This window comes from Stappia sp. G46H5W, assembly GCF_058448995.1.
Genome location: NZ_JBZFLL010000003.1, coordinates 551,274 through 569,163, shown reverse-complemented (window position 1 = coordinate 569,163; position 17,890 = coordinate 551,274). Strand labels below are relative to the sequence as shown.

The window sequence follows — 17,890 nt, the reverse complement described above, 5'->3', positions numbered from 1 at the left end:
GCTCGGCGGCCGCGGCAGAACCACGGGATGACGGCACATGCGCAGGACGGTCTTCAGCAGGCTCCGACGGATCGCGATGGCGGGGGCGCTCGCACTCGCAGCGCTGGGTGTCCTTTCACCCGTCGGGGCGCGGGCAGAGACCCCGCTGTCGGTCGTTGCGACCACGGGCATGATCGCGGACGCGGCCCGGCAGATCGGCGGCGACCGGGTGAGCGTGCGCGCCCTGATGGGGCCGGGTGTCGATCCGCATGCCTATCGGCAGACCCGCACGGACATCGCCGCCATGGTCCGGGCCGACCTGGTCCTGTGGCACGGGCTCTATCTCGAGGCGCAGATGGAAGAGTTCCTGAGGGAGCTCGGCGCCCGCAAGCCGGTCGTTGCTGTTGCCGAAAGCCTGCCGCGCGAGTTGCTGATCTCCCATGTCGACTATTCCGACAAGTTCGACCCGCATGTGTGGATGGATCCGCGCCTGTGGTCGCAGGTGGTCGAGACGGTGCGCGAGGCGCTGGTCGCGGCCCGGCCCGAGGACGCGGAGGTCTTCGCGGCCAATGCCGAAGCCTATCTCGACGAGCTGACCCAGCTTGCCGACTACTCCGACAAGGTTTTTGCCAGCGTGCCCGAAACGGCGCGGGTTCTGGTCACCGCTCATGATGCCTTCAGCTATTTCGGCCGGGCCCAGGGCTTCGAGGTGCTCGGTATCCAGGGCATCTCGACCCAGAGCGAGGCGGGGCTGCAGCGGGTGGCGGAGCTCGTCGACATTCTCGTCCAGCGCAAGATCGGCGCCGTCTTCGTGGAAAGCTCGGTCTCCGACCGGTCGGTGCGGGCCCTGATCGAGGGTGCGGCGGCCAGAGGCCATACCGTGATCATCGGCGGCGAGCTGTTTTCCGACGCGATGGGGGCAGACGGCACCTATGAGGGCACGTATCCGGGCATGATCGACCACAACGCCACGATTATCTCCCGCGCCCTTGGCGGCGCCGCGCCCGAGCGCGGCATGTCCGGGCGGCTGGCGAGCGGAAGCTGAGGGAGCACGAGGGCCATGCAAGTGCGGGACAGGATCGAACTGGTGCAGGGCCCGGAGGCCGAGGCGGCGGCACGGGCGGAGGCGGCGCGCGCGGCGATGGCCTTGCGGGAGATCACGGTTTCCTACGGCCAAAGCCCGGCCGTGTTCTCCGTCGACGCCACGTTTCCGCGCGACAGCCTCATTGCCATCGTCGGGCCGAACGGGGCCGGAAAGTCGACCCTGCTGAAGGCAGCGCTCGGTGTCGTGCCGCGCCTGTCCGGCACCGTCTCCGTCTTCGGTGCGCCGCTGGAGCGGGCGCGCGAGCGGGTCGCCTACGTGCCGCAGCGCGCCTCGGTCGACTGGGATTTCCCCACCCGCGTCATCGATGTGGTGATGATGGGCCTTTACCGCGAGCTCGGGTTGCTCGGTCTGGTGCGGGCCGGCCACCGCGAGCGTGCGCTTGCCTGCCTTGCCCGTGTGGGCATGACGGATTTTGCCACACGCCAGATCGGACAGTTGTCCGGCGGGCAGCAGCAGCGCGTGTTCCTTGCCCGCGCGCTGGCGCAAGGGGCGGATCTCTACCTGCTCGACGAGCCCTTCGCCGGTGTCGACGTGGCGACCGAGAAGGCGATCATCGACGTGCTGAAGGAGCTGAAGCGCGAGGGCCGCACGGTGGTCTGCGTGCATCACGACCTTGCGACCGTCACCGACTATTTCGACCGGGTGCTTCTGATCAACACCCGCCGCATCGCCGAAGGGCCGGTCGCCGAGGTCTTCACGGCCGAGAACCTGCAGGCGACCTACGGCGGCCGGTTGGCCTCGGCCCATATCGACCAGCTGCGGCTCTCGGAGCACGGGGGGTGAGCGTGCCAAGCACTCCGTTGGAGGCGTTCGTTTCCGCGCTTCTGCTCCAGGCCGGCTACAACGCGGCGCTGGTCGCCATCGGCGCGGGGCTCCTCGGCATCGCCGCGGGGGCGGGAGGCACCTTCCTGTTCCTGCGCAAGCGGGCGCTGGTCAGCGATGCCATCGCCCATGCGACGCTGCCGGGCGTTGGCATCGCCTTTCTCGTGATGGTCGGCTTCGGGCTCGACGGCCGCAGCCTGGTCGGGCTGCTGGCGGGCTCGGCCCTGTCGGCCGCGCTCGGTCTTCTGTGCGTCGAATGGATCACCCGCCGCACCCGCCTTGCCGAGGACACGGCGATCGGGGCTGTGCTGTCCGTCTTCTTCGGCTTCGGCATCGTCCTTTTGACGGTGATCCAGACCCAGTCGCAGGGGCGACAGGCCGGGCTCGAGGGCTTCCTGCTCGGTTCGACGGCGGGCATGCTCTATTCCGACGCGGTGGTGATCGCGGTCGGCGGCGCGCTCGCGGTGGTCGCTCTTGTCGTGCTGCGGCGGCCGATGACGCTCGTCTGCTTCGATCCGGGCTTTGCGGCCGCGCTCGGTCTCAACACCCGCCGCATCGATCTTGCCATGATGCTGCTGGTGCTGGCCGTCACCGTGACGGGGCTGAAGATCGTCGGCCTCGTCCTGGTGGTGGCGCTGCTGATCGTGCCGCCGGTCGCTGCCCGCCTGTGGAGCGAGCGGACCGACCATGTGGTGCTGATCGCCGGTGCCATCGGCGGCGTGTCGGGCTATGCGGGGGCGGCCATGTCCGCTGCCGCGCCAGGTCTGCCGACGGGGCCGATCATCGTGCTCTTCGCCTTCTCGCTGTTCCTGCTTTCGCTTGCCTTTGCGCCCGGGCGCGGCGTGTTGGCCGCAGCCATCCGCCATCGCCGCTTCCAGCTGCGTCTGCATCGCCGTCAGGGTCTTCTGTCGCTGGCGCGGGGCGAGCCGATCTTCGATCCGCTGACGCTCAAGGTCCTGCGCCGCGAGGGGCTGATCCGCCCCGACCGGGTGCCGACCGAGGCCGGGCGTGCCGAGGCCGGCCGGGCGCTGGTCGACGAGCGCCGCTTCGAGGTCGCGCGCCGGATCCACCAGGACGATCCGCTCAGCCATCGCTACGACGGGTTGACGCCGATCTCGGCGGTGTTGACGGGCGACGAGATCGACGAGATCGACCGCATGCTGGCGGCGGCGGCGAAGCTGCGGCGCAAGGAGGGAGCTGTCTGATGGGTGCCGAGTTCGTCCAGCTGTCGCTGACGCCGATCCTGATCGGCGTGCTCTCGGCCATCGCCTGCGCCCTGCCGGGCAATTTCCTGATCCTGCGCCGGCAGGCGCTGATCGGCGATGCCATCAGCCATGTGGTGCTGCCCGGTATCGTCGTCGCCTTCCTGGTCACTGGCAGTCTTGCCAGCCTGCCGATGCTGCTGGGCGCCGCCGGAGCGGCGCTGGTTGCGGTCCTGCTGATCGAGACGATCCGCCGGCTCGGCGGCATCGAGCCGGGCGCGGCCATGGGCGTCGTGTTCACCGCGATGTTCGCCGGGGGCGTGCTGCTGCTGGAACAGAGCGACACCAGCGGCGTTCACCTCGATGTCGAGCACGCGTTGATGGGCAATCTGGAGAGCCTGATCTGGTTCGACGCGACCGGCTGGGGCTCGCTGCTGGATCCGGCGGCCCTTGCCGGACTGCCGCCCGAGCTGCCGCGCATCGCGCTGGTCGCCGCCGTGATGACCGTCCTGATGCTGGTATTCTGGCGCCCGTTGAAACTGTCCACCTTCGACGAGGGATTTGCCGCGACACTCGGCCTGCCGGTGCGGCTGATCGGTCTGGCGCTGGTCGCCGCCTCGGCCGTGGCGGCGGTGGCGGCCTTCGACGCGGTTGGCTCGATCATCGTCATCGCCATGTTCATCTGCCCGCCGGCGACCGCGCGGCTGATGACCGAGCGGCTGGAGCGTCAGGTCGCCTGGAGCGCTGTCTTCGCCGCGCTCTCCGCGGTGCTCGGCTATGTGCTGGCCGGCTACGGGCCGCAATGGCTCGGCGCTGCCAATGCGGTCAGCGCGGCCGGCATGATTGCCACCGTGTCCGGTGCAATACTGGCTGCCGCCTGCCTCTTTGCGCCGCATCGCCGGCGTATCGGCGAGCCTTCGGCCTGATATTTTCACCGATGAAGAATTTATATCTATCGATATATCACCGTATTTATTTCAATTAATGAGATTCCTCTGCGTCAATATGACAGTTTTTATAAAACGATAATTTTAATTTCGACTTGAATTTCGCGTTCAATGTCGAAAATAGGATCAATATTGCAGCTTCTGTCGATTGTGTATGCCTGAGCGCGATGCAAACATTCGCGTATAGGGTGCAATCGAAATTCATTCAATTTTTTCGATGGAGGGCTGTGATGTTCGACGTCTCGAGCGTTCGCGAGATCGAGTACGGCGCCAGCGGCGTCACCTATGTCTACCAGGATCACGACAATCCCAAGCTCTGGTACATGGTGCCGGTTCCGAGGTTGCGGACGCTGGACGGCGCCCCCTCCTTCGGTCTGACGGAGTACACCTCCAATGGCGGCGGGATCGCCGGCCTGTGCACCTTCGAGATGGAGCTGGTGCAGCCTCTGGAGGCGCGCCGCGCGGCCGAAGAGATCCTCGGCACCGACATCTCCTGGGGCGGCTTCGTGTGGGTGGGCGGTACGGCCTATTTCTACTACGACATCGCCGGCGAAAATCAGGTTCTTGCGGTCGAGCCGACGCTCTACGGAACCAATGTCGCGGCCTTCCAGATCGAGTTGGCGACGCCTGAGGCGGTCAACAGCTTCAAGAACGCCTTCAGCGGCGATGCAGGCGGCGCCTCGACCTTCCGCGTCGAATACGAGATGCAGGTGTTGACCAAGCTGCTCGGCGCCAAGGCCACGGTGATCTACACCGCCGAGGCGGCCATCGAATACGAGAAGAAGTACAAGACCGTCCGCGACACCTGGGGCAACCAGAAGCAGGTCCTGCAGGAGGTCAAGCAGGTGCTGCGCCAGTCGGGCGCCGGCGAAGTGAAGGTCGAGCTCGGGCCGGGCAGCGGCGACGAACTGGCCCAGCGGGTGCGCGACTGGGGCTGGACGACGCTGGAAAACCAGGTCGCCAACACCGTGGCGGCGGCGGCCGTCATGGCGACGGGCCCCAATCCCGTCTCGGCGACGACCTCGTTCAACCAGACCTATCAGGAAGATACGGTGATCGACTGGTCGACGCCGGTGAGCAGCTTCATGCGCCGCTTCTCCTCCGACGAGTGGAAGCAGGTCTTCACGAAGGTCGACAACCGCAAGCTCTCGGTGGTGTTCAACCTGATCGGCGAACTCAACCGCTCCGGGACCGATGATCCGGTTGCCGAGACGGTGACGGTCACTGTCACCTATCCGAGCCGCAAGACCGACAATACGTTCACGCTGATCGTCACCGATGGCGACAAGTCCTCGAAGATCTACGAGGCGCCGGGCGACTTTTCCGGGGGCAGCTACAATCCGGAATTCACCTACAGCTATGTGATCAACTTCAAGGACGGCAAGACCTTCCAGGGCGACCCGATCACCACGACGGAAACGCTGGTCAACATCACACCGAACGTTTTCGGAACGCGGCAGGTGACCTTCATCGGCCAGAACATTCCCTTTACCGGTCCGGCCGGCGTGCGGGAGGTCAATATCGACTTCTTCTTCGCGCCGCCGGCGGGCAACCCGGCCATCGTCCAGACCAAGACCCTGACCGGCAACGGAGTGGAGAACGGCGTCCGGTTCGACAGCTTCTACAATCTGCCCATCGGCCAGAACTACAGCTATCGGCTGCGCTACCAGATGGCCGACAACAGCGAGATCGTCTCGGAACCGCCCGGCGCCCTGTCGTCGGCACCCGACTTCACGGGATCGGGCAATGCGGACATCGTGTTCGTGGCCGATCCGAAGGGGCTGTTCACCCAGTTCACGTTGCGTGCGTTCAACTACACCACGGAAACGACCACGCTGCTGCTGGTCGACGTCAACGCCCAGTATTTCGACCCGATCAACAACGGCGACAGCTGGCTGGCGGAGAACACCTGGTCGAACTGGCAGCCGACGGGGCTGTTGAGTTTCGCCGAGCCGCGCTGGAACTTCCAGGCGGTCGACAACACCAACAACGCCTATTTCAACATTTCGGGCACGATCTTCTATTCGAATGGCGAGAGCTTCACCCTCGACGGCTATCGCCAGTCGAGCGAATACAAGACCATGACGGTCACCAACACGGTGCAGAACTACAGCATCAAGGTCGACAGCAGCCTGATCGATTGGACGCAGGTTTCCAGCGTCAATCTCACGATGTTTCAACTCAAGCCGCAGGCTCGCAAGACCTTCGGCAAGGCCCTGCCGGCCTTCCTGACCCGGCCGCGCCACGAGATGAGCCGGGCGGAGCGGGTGGAAGCCGAGGCCTCGCAGCAGAACGTCATCCTGTTCAGCCTGCTGGGAGCGCCGTCCGGTGTCGTCGTCGACGATCTGGAGCGGTTCTACGGCATCCAGCGGCCGATCGCCGAACCGACGATCGAGTTCTATTACACGGCCGTCTATGTGCTGAAGGACGGCACGACCCGCGAGCTGGCAAACCAGGAAGTCTCGGGCCGCCTATCGGTGGAACTGCCGGCCTTGCCGCCGGCGACCGTGACGCCCGGCCTCGTGCACCAGGTGATCGAGCCTGAGGCGCTGGCTGCGCGGATGCGCCAGGGCGGATGATCTGTCATGCATCCGCCGATCTCCTCCGGGAGCGTGCGGTTGCAGCAGGGGCCGGGGGGCGCACCCCCGGCACCGCTCCCCTCCTTGCGGGCGGGGGCTGACCCGGCTGCGGCCGTCTCCTCGCTCGACCGCCTGCTCGCAGCTGTCCGTATGGTGCTGCCGCTGGAACTCCTGGACGCGGGCCATCCGGCAAGCAACCTGACGCCTTCGGGTGCGCCGGTCGAGGCGGCCTTCGTCTGGGCCGACGGTGAAGCCGGCTGCGACCCGCGCATCAGTCTCGACCCTGCTCCCGGGGCCCAGCCCGAAAGCCGGCTCAAGGCCGCGCTGTCGCTCTGCCGGGCGGTCTCCGGCACTGAGCTGGCGCCCGACGTGTTGCGGCTCGCCGCGCGGTTGTCCTGCTGGCAGCAACGGGCGGGGTGCCGTTATGGCGCCTGGGCGGGCCTGCGCCAGGGCGAGGCCGGCGGCCTTGCGGCCAAGCTCTATCTTGAGGTGGCGCCTGTCGCCGATCCACGGGGCCTCCCGCTCTGGGCCGGCTTCGAGGAGCGGCTTGCCGGCGCGCCGCCGGTTCTTACGGGTCGGAACCTGAGGCCGACCATGGTTGGGCTGACGCCGGACGGCGGGCTGCTGGAGCTCTACTATCGCACCGACCCGCTGTTTCCCGGCGATCTCGACACCTTGATGCGCCGGTTCGGCCTTGTCCCGCAGGGGCAGGAGGTCCGCCGGCTGGTCGAGCGGCTGACCGGGCGCAGCGTCCGCTTCGAGATCCCCTCCAGCGACATCGGCTTTTCCGTCGCCTTCCGGATGGCGGGCGAGGGCAGGTTGCGGCGCGCCCACGCGTCCGCCTTCACCTTCTATTCGAACGCCGCCGCCGTGCTCGGCCCGGACGCACGCATCGCCGATGCGCTGCTCGCCGAGGGCGCGGCGCGCAGCTGGGACATGACGGCCTACCGACAGGCCTTCGCGGCCTGCGACACTCGGCCCGGCGAGGGCGAGGCCCCGCTGCAGCGGCACGGGCTCATCGGCATGGTGCTGGCGCTTGAGGCCCCGCCGCGCGTGACGGCAACGCTGGCCCTGCCGGGATATCAGAGGGAGCCCGGTCATGGTTGAGCCGGCTCCGCGTCTTGCCGATCTTCTGGCCCTGCAGGCTCCGTCCGGGGCGTTCCCCTCGCAGGTGGAAACGCCGGCAGGGTGTGTTGCCGACGAAAGCTGCTTCGTCACCGCGCAGGTGGCGCTGTTGCTCGCGGCGCTGGGCCGCAGCGAGGCGGCGACCCATGCCCATGCGCGGGCGCTCGATTTTCTCGAGACTTGCGAGGATGACAGCCTGCCGGGGGCCTTCCGCTTCTATCCGCAAGGGGGAAGCGGCCCCCGCCTGATCGACGGCCTGCCGCCGGATGCGGACGACACGGCGCTCGCCTGGATGGCATTGGTTGCAGGCCGCCGCCGGGAGGCGCGCGAAGGGCTGGTGCGGCTCGCGGGCCTGCTGCCGCGCCTTGCCTGCGGGCCGCTGCGCCGCGGCGATCCGCCGTTCGCGCGGGCGCCGCTCCTGCGCACCTGGTTTCAGGAAAGCGATACCGGCCCCGTCGACCTGACGGTCAATCTCAACGTGCTGGCGGCGCTCGGCGCCTGCGGTGCGGGGCGCTCGGGCTGTGGGCTGACCGCCCTGATGCCGCGGCTCGCCGGGCGCATCTCCGCAGCCTTTGCGCCGCATGCGCCGACCCGCTCGGCGATGCGCGTGCTCAGCCCCTTTTACGCCGATCCGGCGGAACTGGCGATCGCCGCGCTGCGGGCGAGGGCCTGCGGGGCTGCCGGTCTCGACGGTATGGCCGCATCGCTTGCCCCGGTCGACGCGCGCGACCGCGCCGCCCGCCGCCCGCAGGACCGTCCGCTCTATTGCAACGCCCACGGCCGCCCGCTCTGGCGCGCACCGGCGCTGCAACTCGCCCGGCAACTTGCCGACCGGGCGTCGGCCCCTTTCGACCTGTCTCTTTCACCGGCCAGATTTTCGGGAGGTTTCCATGATTGCGATGCCCAGGTCCGTTTTTGCTGAACTCGATACGGGCGAGCGCCCGGCGGCGCGCGCCAGCACCAAATACATGGAGACTTTCCAGCTCTCCCGGCCGGCACTCGGCGGCACCGATATCGTCACCTACGCCAATGGCGCGGGCGATCTCGACCTCTACACGATCGGTACGGGAGGCGAGATCTACCGCCTGCGCCGGGGCGAGAAGTCGATGGCGCCCTACGAAGACACCGACCTGCACATTCGCGGCCGTCAGCTGTTCCTCTACACCTCCGGCACGGAAGGCAGCGACACGCCTAACATAATGACGCTGGGCGACAGCGGGCAGCTGTCGCTGGCCGAACACCAGGCGACCACCGGCACCTATTACCAGCGCGAGACCAAGCCGCGCGATGCGGGCGAGACGATCCGCCAGTTCCGCGGTGCGCGGGGCATCACCGGCAATGTCTATATCAACGTCATGCTGGACGTGCCGGGCGAGGACTACGGCCTGCTCGCCAACAATTTCTTCAAGCCGGGCACCAGCGAATGGGCAGGTCCCGTCTGGGCGCCGGTGATGGGGCCGGGCGGTACGCAGGCCCAGGTCAAGAGTATCGCGATGGTGGCCAACAGCTCCGTGCAGTCGGCGATTTTCGCCATCGGCAAGGACAATTCGGTCCTGTTCAGCGAGACCAGCGACCGCACCTCGGCGCTGCGCGCGCTCGGGCCGAAGAAGGCGACGGCGCTCTATGTCGTCGCGGATGCCAATGACCGGCTGGCAATCTTCGCGGTCGAGCTGGGCACCGGCAAGCTGCTGCTGAAGAAGGAGAAAAAGTACCAGTCGGGCACGGTGAAGCAGTTCGACGACTGGATCCAGGTCGATCCCGCGCAGAGCGTGCCGCTGACGGAGATCTACGCCTCCGTCACCTTCGACGACCTGCTGCAGGTGTTCGGCATCGGCACCGACGGGCGGCTGTGGCGCGCCGGGCAGGCCGCGGGCAGCGGTCGCAGCGCCGAGCCTGTGTGGCAGACGCTGTTTCCGCTGGGCAACGAGATCCCGGCCGATCCGGGCTCCAAGGCGACGATCTTCACCGTCGGGCGCGACCGGGCGGGCTATGCGGAGGCCTATACCGTTTCGGCGGGCGGCGATCTCACCCGCTTCTGGCAGTCGCCGACCTCGCGCCAGTGGTTCGACCAGCGCATCGACCTGCTGCGCCAGGACAACGACATGGTGCCGGTGGAGACCCATGCGCTGGAGATTGTGGTGCTGGACGAAGACGGCATGCCGCTGTCCTTCGCGCCGGTCTCGATCCAGGCCTCGTTCCTTGTGACCCTGTTCGTCGACGGTCGCTCCTACCGTTGCAGCCAGCTCAACCGGGTTGCGGCGCAGACCGGGCCGGGCGGCAAGCTGGTGATCTACCAGCAGGCGACGGCGCTGGCAGCAGCGACGGTCTATATCGAGACGCCGGGAACGCTGGCCGGCACGCCCATCGTGGTGGAGCCGAACCTGCAGCTGCAGGAAAAGCTCGCCAGCCTTTCGGTCACCGACATCAAGAACGCCAAGGATGCGGCCGGCAACTACCTGCTGCCGGCCCAATATCGCAGCAGCGACGAGTATGCGCAGAGCCTGCAGCAGATCACCCAGGCCTCGATGGAGATCGCCGGCCAGCGCGAGACGCCGGCCGCGCGGGTGGTTTACCACACGGTCTCCCGGCGCAAGGCGGCGCGGGGCTTCGACCCGCGGCTGGATCTCAGGGCCATGTCCGGCACGGCCTGGTCCATCGACTTCACCTCCGGGTTTCCGCAGTATCAGCCGATGACGCTCGCGCAGGTGGCCGACTGGAAGGGCGAGCGGCTGGCAGTGATGCGGGCCTCAGCGGCCAATGACGACAGCGCCGAGGTCGCCGGGTTCCTCGGCATCGACTGGGGCGATGTTTGGAACGGCATCAAGAACGCTGCGAACTACGTCATCGACGGGCTGACCAAGATCGTCGTCGAGATCATCGACGGTATCGGCCGGGTTCTGTTCGAGATCGCCGGCAAGGTGTTCGAGGCGATCATTGAGTTCGTCCAGCAGGCCTTCGACTTCGTGCAAGGGGTCTGGAACTGGTTGAAGGTGAAGCTGCGCCAGCTGTTCGAGTGGCTCGCCTTCCTGTTCAACCTCGGCGACTTCCAGCGCATGGCCGAGGCGGTGGAACACAACACCCGGGTTCTGCTCGACTTCACGGCGGCGGGGGTCGACCACGTCAAGGACATGATCCTGTCGGGCATCGACACCTTGAAAGACTCGCTCCAGTCGGTCGTCGACACGATGATCGACGAGCTCAACAAGGACGACAACCCGACCTACGACCAGTTCTCGTCGCAGCAGGAGATGACCGACGATCAGGCCTACGAAATGGAGCACAATCTGTTCTCCAACGCCTACGAGCAGAATGGCGGCAAGGCGGAAGAGAAAGGCGGCAGCGGAGCGGTCAGCCTGATGAGTTCCAGCGCGCTGTCGAGTTCGCTCGACGATCTGGTCGCGATGATGGAGGACCTTGCCAACAACTTCCAGTTCGGCGACGGCAAGGAAGCCTTCAACGAGGCGCTGACCTTTTTCACCGCCATCGGCGACAATCCCAATGATGCCCTCAACCTCCTGATGAGCGGCGTCATCAAGCTGATGGAGAGCGTTGCCCTGTTCGCGCTCGACGCGGCCAAGGGCGTCATCGCGACGCTGATGGATCTCGTGCGGGAGGTGGTGGAATCCTTTCGCGACGTGCTGTTCGCGGAATGGGAAATTCCGGTCCTGTCGCAGCTCTACAAGTTCTTTACCGGCAAGAGCCTGTCGATCCGGGTCAGCCAGATCGCGTCCTGGCTGGTCGCGATCCCGGCAACGCTGATCTACAAGCTGGCCACCGGCAAGGCGCCGTTCCCCGACCAGGCCTCGCTCGATGCCTACAAGAACTATGTCACCGTCGACTGGGTGAAATCGAAGTTCGGCATGACGACGCAGAAGCAGGTGCTGCTCGACAGCACCTCGGAGAAGGTGGTGGCGGGCGTCTCGCTCGGCATCTACGCCGCCGCCATGGTCGTGCGCATCTTCACCGACGGGCTCACCGGCTTCCTCAGCTCCACCGGGGCGATCCCCGATCAGGGCAGCAAGGTGCCGGAGGGGCTGAAGACCTACTCGAAGAGCTGGACGCCGAAGGGCAAGAACCTCGCCGGCCTTGCTGCCGTCCTGATGCGCTATGTCACCACCTTCGCGACCATGCCCTGGCTGATCCGGCCCGGCTCGCCGGCGCCGAACTGCCCGGCCGGCGACCCCGGCTTTGCCGGCGTCATCTGGATCTGTCAGGTGTTGGCCGGGCCGACGCGCGGACTGCTCATCCTGGCGTTTCCGGGCGGCAAGGCGCGCACCTATACGGCGGAGCTGACCATCACGCTGTGGGGCTTTGCCAATATCGGAATGATCTCATGGAATTACGCGGCCAGCAAAAACAAGGACAAGCTTGCCAAGCTCGGCCTTTCCAGGGCGCTGACCAATGTCATTCCGGGCCAGGCCACCCGCTTCCTGTTCGTTCCGGATATCCAGGAAGCGACCTATTACATCCCGGCGATCATCGGCGAGGCGCTGATCGTCGTCGGCAATCTCGGCTCCGCCGGCGTCGCCGTCTGGGAACTCACGGAAGTGGTGAAGGACGAGTGAGACGGCGCCAGCGGCGGTCCGGGAGGAGGGGCGGCGCCCTTCTCCCGGACCCATCCCGGCAAGCGGGCGGGGCGACGCGCCGCCCGCTTTTTCTTTTCAGATCAGGTGCTTGCGGAAGAAGGCGATGGTGCGCTCTTCCGCGAGCTTCGCCGCGGTCTCGTCGTAGCGCGGCGTCGTGTCGTTGTGGAAGCCGTGGTTGGCGCCCGGATAGAAGTGCACTTCGTAGCTTTTGCCGTGCTGCTGCAGGGCCGCCTCATACGCGGGCCAGCCGGTGTTGATGCGCTCGTCGAGGCCGGCATAGTGGAGCTGCAGCGGTGCCTCGATCGACGATACGCCGTCAATCGGCGCCTGGCGGCCGTAGAAGGCGACGCCCGCGCCCAGTTCCGGATAGGCGACCGCCAGCGCGTTGACCACGCCGCCGCCATAGCAGAAGCCGATGGCGCCGACCTTGCCGGTGCTGTCGTCGCGGGCGGCCAGATGCTCGAAGCCGGCGAAGAAATCGTTCAGCAGCTTGGTCGCATCGACCGTGCGCTGCAGTTCGCGGCCGCGATCATCGTCTCCCGGGTAGCCGCCGACCGAGCTCAGCCCGTCGGGCGCCAGCGCCATGAAGCCGGCCTTGGCCATGCGCCGGGCGACGTCCTCGATATACGGGTTGAGGCCGCGGTTCTCGTGGATCACCAGCACCGCCGGCAGCTTGCCGGTGATGCCGGCCGGGCGCACCAGGTAGGCGTCGACGGAGCCATGGCCGTTCGGAGAGGGGTAGGCGATTCGGGAGGTCTGGATCGCGGGATCGTCCGGGGCGACCTGCCGGGCGAGCGCGTAGTCGGGCGAAAGCTGGCGCAGCAGCGCCAGCGCGGTGACGCCGCCGACGGCGAACTTTGCGGCGCGGTCGAGAAATTCGCGGCGATCGATCCGGCCGTGAGCGTAGAAATCGTAGAGCTCCAGCAGCTCTTGCGGAAAGTCCTTCGCGGTCTTCCGCCGGGCAGGCGCGCCGTCGATCCCAGACAAGTCGTCCATCGGTTCTCCTCCGTCGCGCGAGGCTCCGTCCAGCGCCGCCGACTCCCGTGATGTGGTGAGACTGCAGACTATGACATGGAGTTCGACGGAAAAAAGCTCCTTTCCATCGGTGTTTTCGACGGAGTGCCCGGGATGAGGGTCGGCAAGGCTGTCGGGACAGTCAGACGTTGAAGGCGTCCGCCCACTCGGGGTGCTTCTTGCGCTGGGCGTTGACGAAGGGGCAGAGCGGCATGATGCGAAAGCCCTTTTCGCGCGCGTCGGCAACCAGACGCTCGACCATGGCAAGACCGATGCCGGTGCCGCGCATGGTCTCCGGAACGCCGGTATGGTCGGCGATGACCAGCGTGTCGCTGGCGACCGAGAAGGTCAGTTCGGCCTCGCCCTCGCGGCCCTCGACACGGGCGACGTAGCGTCCCTTGCTGCCGGACTGCTCAAGCTCGATGGTGATCGCGTCGGTCATCGTCTGTCTCCTGGACCGGCCCTTGTGGCCGTTTCGCGATCGCAATCCTGTCAGCTAGGAAGGCGCGGGCGCAAGCGCCGGCTCGAAATCGCCTTTCGGCACGCCTTGAGAGCGATTTTGCAAAATTTTGCGAAATTTCGAGAAACGGCGCTCCAAACGCTCTCAATCGTCTCGAAATCCGGCGCGCCGATTTCCCGGCGCGCCGGAGAATATCGCCCAGCCCCGAAACGGAGATAAGGCGGGGATAAGTGCGATCCGGGGCAGCCTCAGCCGACCGGTGCGTTGTCCGCCCGCTTCACCGCGATGATGCTCGAGCGGCCGAGCGTGCCTTCCCCATCCGGGAAGGGGGCCTTGGGATGCTGGATGCCGACGAACATGGTGCGCCGGTCGGCCGACCAGGTGAGGCCGGTCACCTCCGAACCGTTCGGGCCGGTCAGGAAGCGCTCGATGCGTCCCGTCACCGGGTCGCCAGCCAGCATCTGGTTGTTGCCCTGGCCGGCGAAGTCGCCCTCGTTGTCGTCGTCGCCGTCGGTCTGGATCCACAGAAGGCCCGTCGTGTCGAACATCATCCCGTCGGGCGAGTTGAACATGTTGCCCTCGTTGACGTTGTCCGAGCCGCCATAGGCATCCTTGTGCACGGCCGGGTTGCCGGCCATGACGAAGAGGTCCCAGGCGAAGCTGTCGGCGGCGTGGTCGTCGTTCTCGGGATACCAGCGCACGATCTGGCCGTACTGGTTCTCGGCGCGCGGGTTCGGCCCTCCGACCGGCGTCTCGTCGCCGCCGGCATTGGGCTTCACGCCCCGGCGCGTGTTGTTGGTCAGCGCGCAGTAGGCCTCGACCGCGACCGGGTTGACCGCGACCCATTCCGGACGGTCCATCGTGGTGGCGCCGACCTTCGAGGCGGCGACGCGCGTGAAGACGGCGATCTCGGCCGCCGACATGCTGGTCGCCTCCGGCGTCAGCGCGACCCACTCGCCCTTGCCGTCGTCGGCAAAGCGGGCGACGGAGAGCGTGCCCTCGTCCAGCAGGGCCGAGGTATCGGCGCCCGGCGTGTAGAGGCCGCTCGAGACGAAGCGGTAGAGAAACTCGCCGCGCTCGTCGTCGCCCATATAGACGACGACCCGGCCGTCGCGGGCCAGCGTCAGCGCCGCGTTCTCGTGCTTGAAGCGGCCGAGGGCGGTGCGCTTGACCGGAACGGAGGCCGGGTCGGACGGGTCGATCTCGACGATGTAGCCGGCGCGGTGCGGCTCGTTCGGGTTCTTCGAGACATCGAAGCGGGCGTCGAACTTTTCGTAGGAATAGACGCTCTTGGCGCCGATGCCGTAGCGCTTGTAGTGCTCGGGCAGGGCGAAGGCCTCGTCGGTCGAGCCGAAATAGCCGTTGAAGTTTTCCTCGCAGGTCAGGTAGGTGCCCCAGGGCGTGCGGCCCGCGCCGCAATTGTTGAAGGTGCCGAGCGAGGCGGTGCCGGTCGGATCCGCCTCGGTCTTCAGGAGGTCGTGGCCGGCGGCCGGACCGGAAAGGCGCATCTGCGTGTTGTGGTCGATGCGCCGGTTGAGCGGGCTGTCGACGACGATCCGCCAGCCGGTCTCGCTTTCGGTCACTTCCATCACCGTGACGCCCTGCAGGTTCTGCAGCTTGCGCACGTCCTCGGCGCTTGCCGGCGTGCCCTTGTCGTTCTTCGGCAGGTTCAGCTTCGGATTGACGTATTCGTGGTTGACCGCGATCACCTGGCGGCCGCCGACGACGAACAGCTCCATGCCGTCGGTGTTTTCGCCGAAGACGCGGCTGGAGGTGGCGGCATCGCCGCCGGTCGCGTGGTCGAACTCGGCGGCATCGGAAAACAGCGGGTCGCCCCAGCGCGCCAGCACCTGCCAGGTGTAGCCCTCGGGCACGTGGACCGTGGCGTCGGTGGCGATCGGGATCGGCGTGAATGCGAAGCGCGAGGTCGCGGCTTCGGCCGAGACGGACGACAGCAGGCCGGTCATGCCCGTGCCGAGGCCCATGGCGGCAGCGCCCGAGCCATAGGCCAGAACGCCCAGGAAACCACGGCGGCTCAGTGCGCGCTCGACCACCTGGTCGAAGCCGGTTGCCTGCGGGCCGGGCCGGCGGGCCTCGTCGAATGCGTCGAAGGAAAAGTCCTCGAAATCGATGTCGGGCTGGGTGTCGCGATCCATGCTGGCTCTCCTGTCGCTGGCCGGAAGCGGGCCGCATCGGCGGCCTCTGGCTGGACCCTAGCGCCGGTGTGACTCATATGTGTGACGGAGGCTCGGGACGTCTTGCAAGGGCAACTCGCTCATTTTACCTTACGTCCAACACTCCATAAGGTCCGTATTAATGACGAGCGCAACCATGCCCGGTTGGGCAGGCGAGCATGACGACGACGAGATCGTGCCGCGCGACATCCGCTTCAACATCTCCGGCAATCCGGAGCGCCACTGGTTCGACGGCGATCCGATGCGCACCGCGATGTTCGACGCCTTCTCGATCTTCCTGCCCGAAGGCGAACGGTTCTTCATCCGCTCGCTGAAGCACTATGCGTCCAAGCTCGGCGACCCGGAACTGATCAAGGAAATCAACGGCTACGCGGTGCAGGAGGCGTTCCACACGCGCGAGCACGAAGACTACAACCGCACGCTGGCGAGGCTCGGCTACGACGTGGAGGCGATGGAGCGGCCGGTGAAGTCGGTGCTCGGCAGCGTCAACGTGCCCCTGTTGCGGCTGGCGGTGACCTGTGCGGTCGAGCATCTGACGGCAAACTTCTCGACCATGACGCTGCGCCACCAGAAAATCCTCTCCAACGCGCACCCGGCCTATCGGCGCCTGTGGATGTGGCACGCGCTGGAGGAACTGGAACACAAGGCGGTCGCGCTCGACGTCTACAAGCGGGCAGCGGCCGGCATGCCGGCCTGGAAGCGCTACGGGCTTCGCGTTTCGGCGATGAACCTCACGGCGGTCCATTTCGTGCGGATCTTCCTGCGCAACGTGCGCCTGCACGCGCAGGCCGACGGCATCCGCACCGGCTTCCGGTTCTGGTCGCGCTTCGCCTGGCTGCAGATGGTCTCGCCCGGCTATACGCGGGTCAGCCTCTGGTCCTTCCTGTGCTACTACCTGCCGGGCTATGATCCGCGAAAGGTCGACGACAGCGACCTCATCCGCAAGGGGCGGGCCTGGCTCGCCAACGAGTATGCCGCCGACAGCGCGGCGCAGGAGACCCCCGCCTGATGACCAGCCGCGCCTTCGTCTACATCCTGCGTGCGGTCGAGCGCGGCGCCTTCCCGAAGAGCCGCAAATGGGCGTGGAAGCGGCTCTACAACATCCTCTCCAGAACCTGGCGCGACAGCGACTGGCGCTTCATGAACTACGGCTACATGCCGGCGGGCGACGCCTTTCCGCTGACGGCGGAGGATGAGCCGGAGCGCGCCTTCATCGGGCTCTACCATCAGGCGATGGCCGGGCTCGCAGTCGAGGGCGCGCGCGTTCTGGAAGTGGGCTCGGGCCGGGGCGGCGGAGCGCGCTACATCGCCCGCTACATGGCGCCGGCCGCGGTGACCGGCCTCGACTACTCGCCCGAGACGGTGCGGCGGGCGCGGCAGCTCAACAGCGACACGCCGAACCTTACCTTCGAGGTGGGCGATGCGGAGGCGCTGCCCTTTGCGGACGCAAGCTTCGACATCGTCGTCAACATCGAGTCCTCCCATTGCTACGCCAATGTGCCGGCCTTCGCCCGCGAAGTGGCGCGGGTGCTGGCGCCGGGTGGCTGCTTCACCTGGGCCGACATGCGTGCCTCGACGATGATCGAAGGGCTGGACCGGGATCTCGGCGCATCGGGCCTGGTGCTGGAGAGCGAAACCAACCTGTCGCCGGGCGTGGTCAGCGCGCTCGACGCGGTCAACGAGCGCAAGATGAGCCGCATCCAGAAGACCGCCATGATGCGGCGGTTCTTGAAGGAGTTTTCCGGCGCCAAGGGCTCGATCCTCTATGGCACCTTGAAGTCCGGAGCCGTCGTGTACCTTGCCCGTCGCTACCGCAAACCCCTGGCGTAAAAGGGTTTTGGCGACCCGCTCCGGCTGTCAAGCAGATGTCATGTCC

General features: G+C 66.8%; 13 protein-coding genes. 10 read left to right on the top strand and 3 right to left on the bottom strand.

Annotation, left to right across the window (positions count from 1 at the left end):
• Positions 1 to 37 precede the first annotated feature (37 nt).
• The 8 genes from ACVJ6E_RS12805 (at position 38) to ACVJ6E_RS12770 (ending at position 12,324) form a co-directional block, all read left to right on the top strand.
• Positions 38 to 1,024, top strand: coding sequence for a metal ABC transporter solute-binding protein, Zn/Mn family (locus ACVJ6E_RS12805; RefSeq protein WP_120266961.1), 987 nt, complete (start codon positions 38 to 40; stop codon positions 1,022 to 1,024).
• 15 nt (positions 1,025 to 1,039) lie between these two features.
• The gene (locus tag ACVJ6E_RS12800; RefSeq protein WP_120266962.1) at positions 1,040 to 1,867 is read left to right on the top strand and encodes a metal ABC transporter ATP-binding protein; all 828 of its coding nucleotides are present in this window, start codon (positions 1,040 to 1,042) and stop codon (positions 1,865 to 1,867) included.
• Positions 1,864 to 3,111, top strand: coding sequence for a metal ABC transporter permease (locus ACVJ6E_RS12795; protein WP_491676467.1), 1,248 nt, complete (start codon positions 1,864 to 1,866; stop codon positions 3,109 to 3,111). The genes ACVJ6E_RS12800 and ACVJ6E_RS12795 overlap by 4 nt, the downstream gene beginning before the upstream one ends.
• Entirely contained in the window at positions 3,111 to 4,034 is a 924-nt protein-coding gene (locus ACVJ6E_RS12790) for a metal ABC transporter permease (protein WP_120266964.1), read from the top strand. The genes ACVJ6E_RS12795 and ACVJ6E_RS12790 overlap by 1 nt, the downstream gene beginning before the upstream one ends.
• Before the next feature lie 251 nt (positions 4,035 to 4,285).
• Positions 4,286 to 6,634, top strand: a complete 2,349-nt coding sequence (locus ACVJ6E_RS12785; RefSeq protein ID WP_120266965.1) for a hypothetical protein — start codon at positions 4,286 to 4,288, stop codon at positions 6,632 to 6,634.
• Positions 6,635 to 6,640: 6 nt separating this feature from the next.
• Positions 6,641 to 7,741 carry a hypothetical protein gene (locus ACVJ6E_RS12780; protein ID WP_147421798.1) on the top strand — a complete coding sequence of 367 codons (1,101 nt, stop codon included), beginning with the start codon at positions 6,641 to 6,643 and terminating at the stop codon, positions 7,739 to 7,741.
• On the top strand, positions 7,734 to 8,681 hold the full coding sequence (locus ACVJ6E_RS12775) for a hypothetical protein (RefSeq protein ID WP_120266967.1): 948 nt from the start codon (positions 7,734 to 7,736) through the stop codon (positions 8,679 to 8,681). The genes ACVJ6E_RS12780 and ACVJ6E_RS12775 overlap by 8 nt, the downstream gene beginning before the upstream one ends.
• Entirely contained in the window at positions 8,650 to 12,324 is a 3,675-nt protein-coding gene (locus tag ACVJ6E_RS12770; protein WP_120266968.1) for a hypothetical protein, read from the top strand. The genes ACVJ6E_RS12775 and ACVJ6E_RS12770 overlap by 32 nt, the downstream gene beginning before the upstream one ends.
• Before the next feature lie 96 nt (positions 12,325 to 12,420).
• On the opposite strand, the gene yghX is transcribed toward ACVJ6E_RS12770, so the two are convergent.
• The 3 genes from yghX to ACVJ6E_RS12755 all read right to left on the bottom strand — a co-directional run bounded on the left by yghX (position 12,421) and on the right by ACVJ6E_RS12755 (position 15,975).
• Complete coding sequence (gene yghX, locus ACVJ6E_RS12765; protein WP_120266969.1) at positions 12,421 to 13,341, bottom strand: YghX family hydrolase; 921 nt, start codon at positions 13,339 to 13,341, stop codon at positions 12,421 to 12,423.
• Positions 13,342 to 13,501: 160 nt separating this feature from the next.
• Positions 13,502 to 13,801, bottom strand: a complete 300-nt coding sequence (locus ACVJ6E_RS12760) for a GNAT family N-acetyltransferase (protein WP_120266970.1) — start codon at positions 13,799 to 13,801, stop codon at positions 13,502 to 13,504.
• 266 nt (positions 13,802 to 14,067) lie between these two features.
• Positions 14,068 to 15,975, bottom strand: a complete 1,908-nt coding sequence (locus ACVJ6E_RS12755) for a PhoX family protein (protein ID WP_120266971.1) — start codon at positions 15,973 to 15,975, stop codon at positions 14,068 to 14,070.
• Between the two features lie 175 nt (positions 15,976 to 16,150).
• Between ACVJ6E_RS12755 and ACVJ6E_RS12750 the strand changes: the two genes are divergently transcribed.
• Positions 16,151 to 17,023 (top strand): metal-dependent hydrolase, encoded by an 873-nt coding sequence (locus tag ACVJ6E_RS12750; RefSeq protein WP_158592597.1) that lies wholly within the window; start codon positions 16,151 to 16,153, stop codon positions 17,021 to 17,023.
• A complete protein-coding gene (locus ACVJ6E_RS12745; protein ID WP_120266973.1) occupies positions 17,023 to 17,844 on the top strand; it encodes a class I SAM-dependent methyltransferase in 822 nt (273 codons plus the stop codon). Before ACVJ6E_RS12750 ends, ACVJ6E_RS12745 begins: the two co-directional genes overlap by 1 nt.
• Positions 17,845 to 17,890 lie beyond the last annotated feature (46 nt).

Coding starts and splice junctions, on each gene's coding strand:
- yghX (WP_120266969.1), bottom strand. CDS start 13,341: ATGGACGACTTGTCTGGGATCGACGGCGCGCCTGCCCGGCGGAAGACC.
- ACVJ6E_RS12750 (WP_158592597.1), top strand. CDS start 16,151: ATGCCCGGTTGGGCAGGCGAGCATGACGACGACGAGATCGTGCCGCGC.
- ACVJ6E_RS12780 (WP_147421798.1), top strand. CDS start 6,641: ATGCATCCGCCGATCTCCTCCGGGAGCGTGCGGTTGCAGCAGGGGCCG.
- ACVJ6E_RS12755 (WP_120266971.1), bottom strand. CDS start 15,975: ATGGATCGCGACACCCAGCCCGACATCGATTTCGAGGACTTTTCCTTC.
- ACVJ6E_RS12760 (WP_120266970.1), bottom strand. CDS start 13,801: ATGACCGACGCGATCACCATCGAGCTTGAGCAGTCCGGCAGCAAGGGA.
- ACVJ6E_RS12805 (WP_120266961.1), top strand. CDS start 38: ATGCGCAGGACGGTCTTCAGCAGGCTCCGACGGATCGCGATGGCGGGG.
- ACVJ6E_RS12800 (WP_120266962.1), top strand. CDS start 1,040: ATGCAAGTGCGGGACAGGATCGAACTGGTGCAGGGCCCGGAGGCCGAG.
- ACVJ6E_RS12770 (WP_120266968.1), top strand. CDS start 8,650: ATGATTGCGATGCCCAGGTCCGTTTTTGCTGAACTCGATACGGGCGAG.
- ACVJ6E_RS12745 (WP_120266973.1), top strand. CDS start 17,023: ATGACCAGCCGCGCCTTCGTCTACATCCTGCGTGCGGTCGAGCGCGGC.
- ACVJ6E_RS12785 (WP_120266965.1), top strand. CDS start 4,286: ATGTTCGACGTCTCGAGCGTTCGCGAGATCGAGTACGGCGCCAGCGGC.
- ACVJ6E_RS12790 (WP_120266964.1), top strand. CDS start 3,111: ATGGGTGCCGAGTTCGTCCAGCTGTCGCTGACGCCGATCCTGATCGGC.
- ACVJ6E_RS12775 (WP_120266967.1), top strand. CDS start 7,734: ATGGTTGAGCCGGCTCCGCGTCTTGCCGATCTTCTGGCCCTGCAGGCT.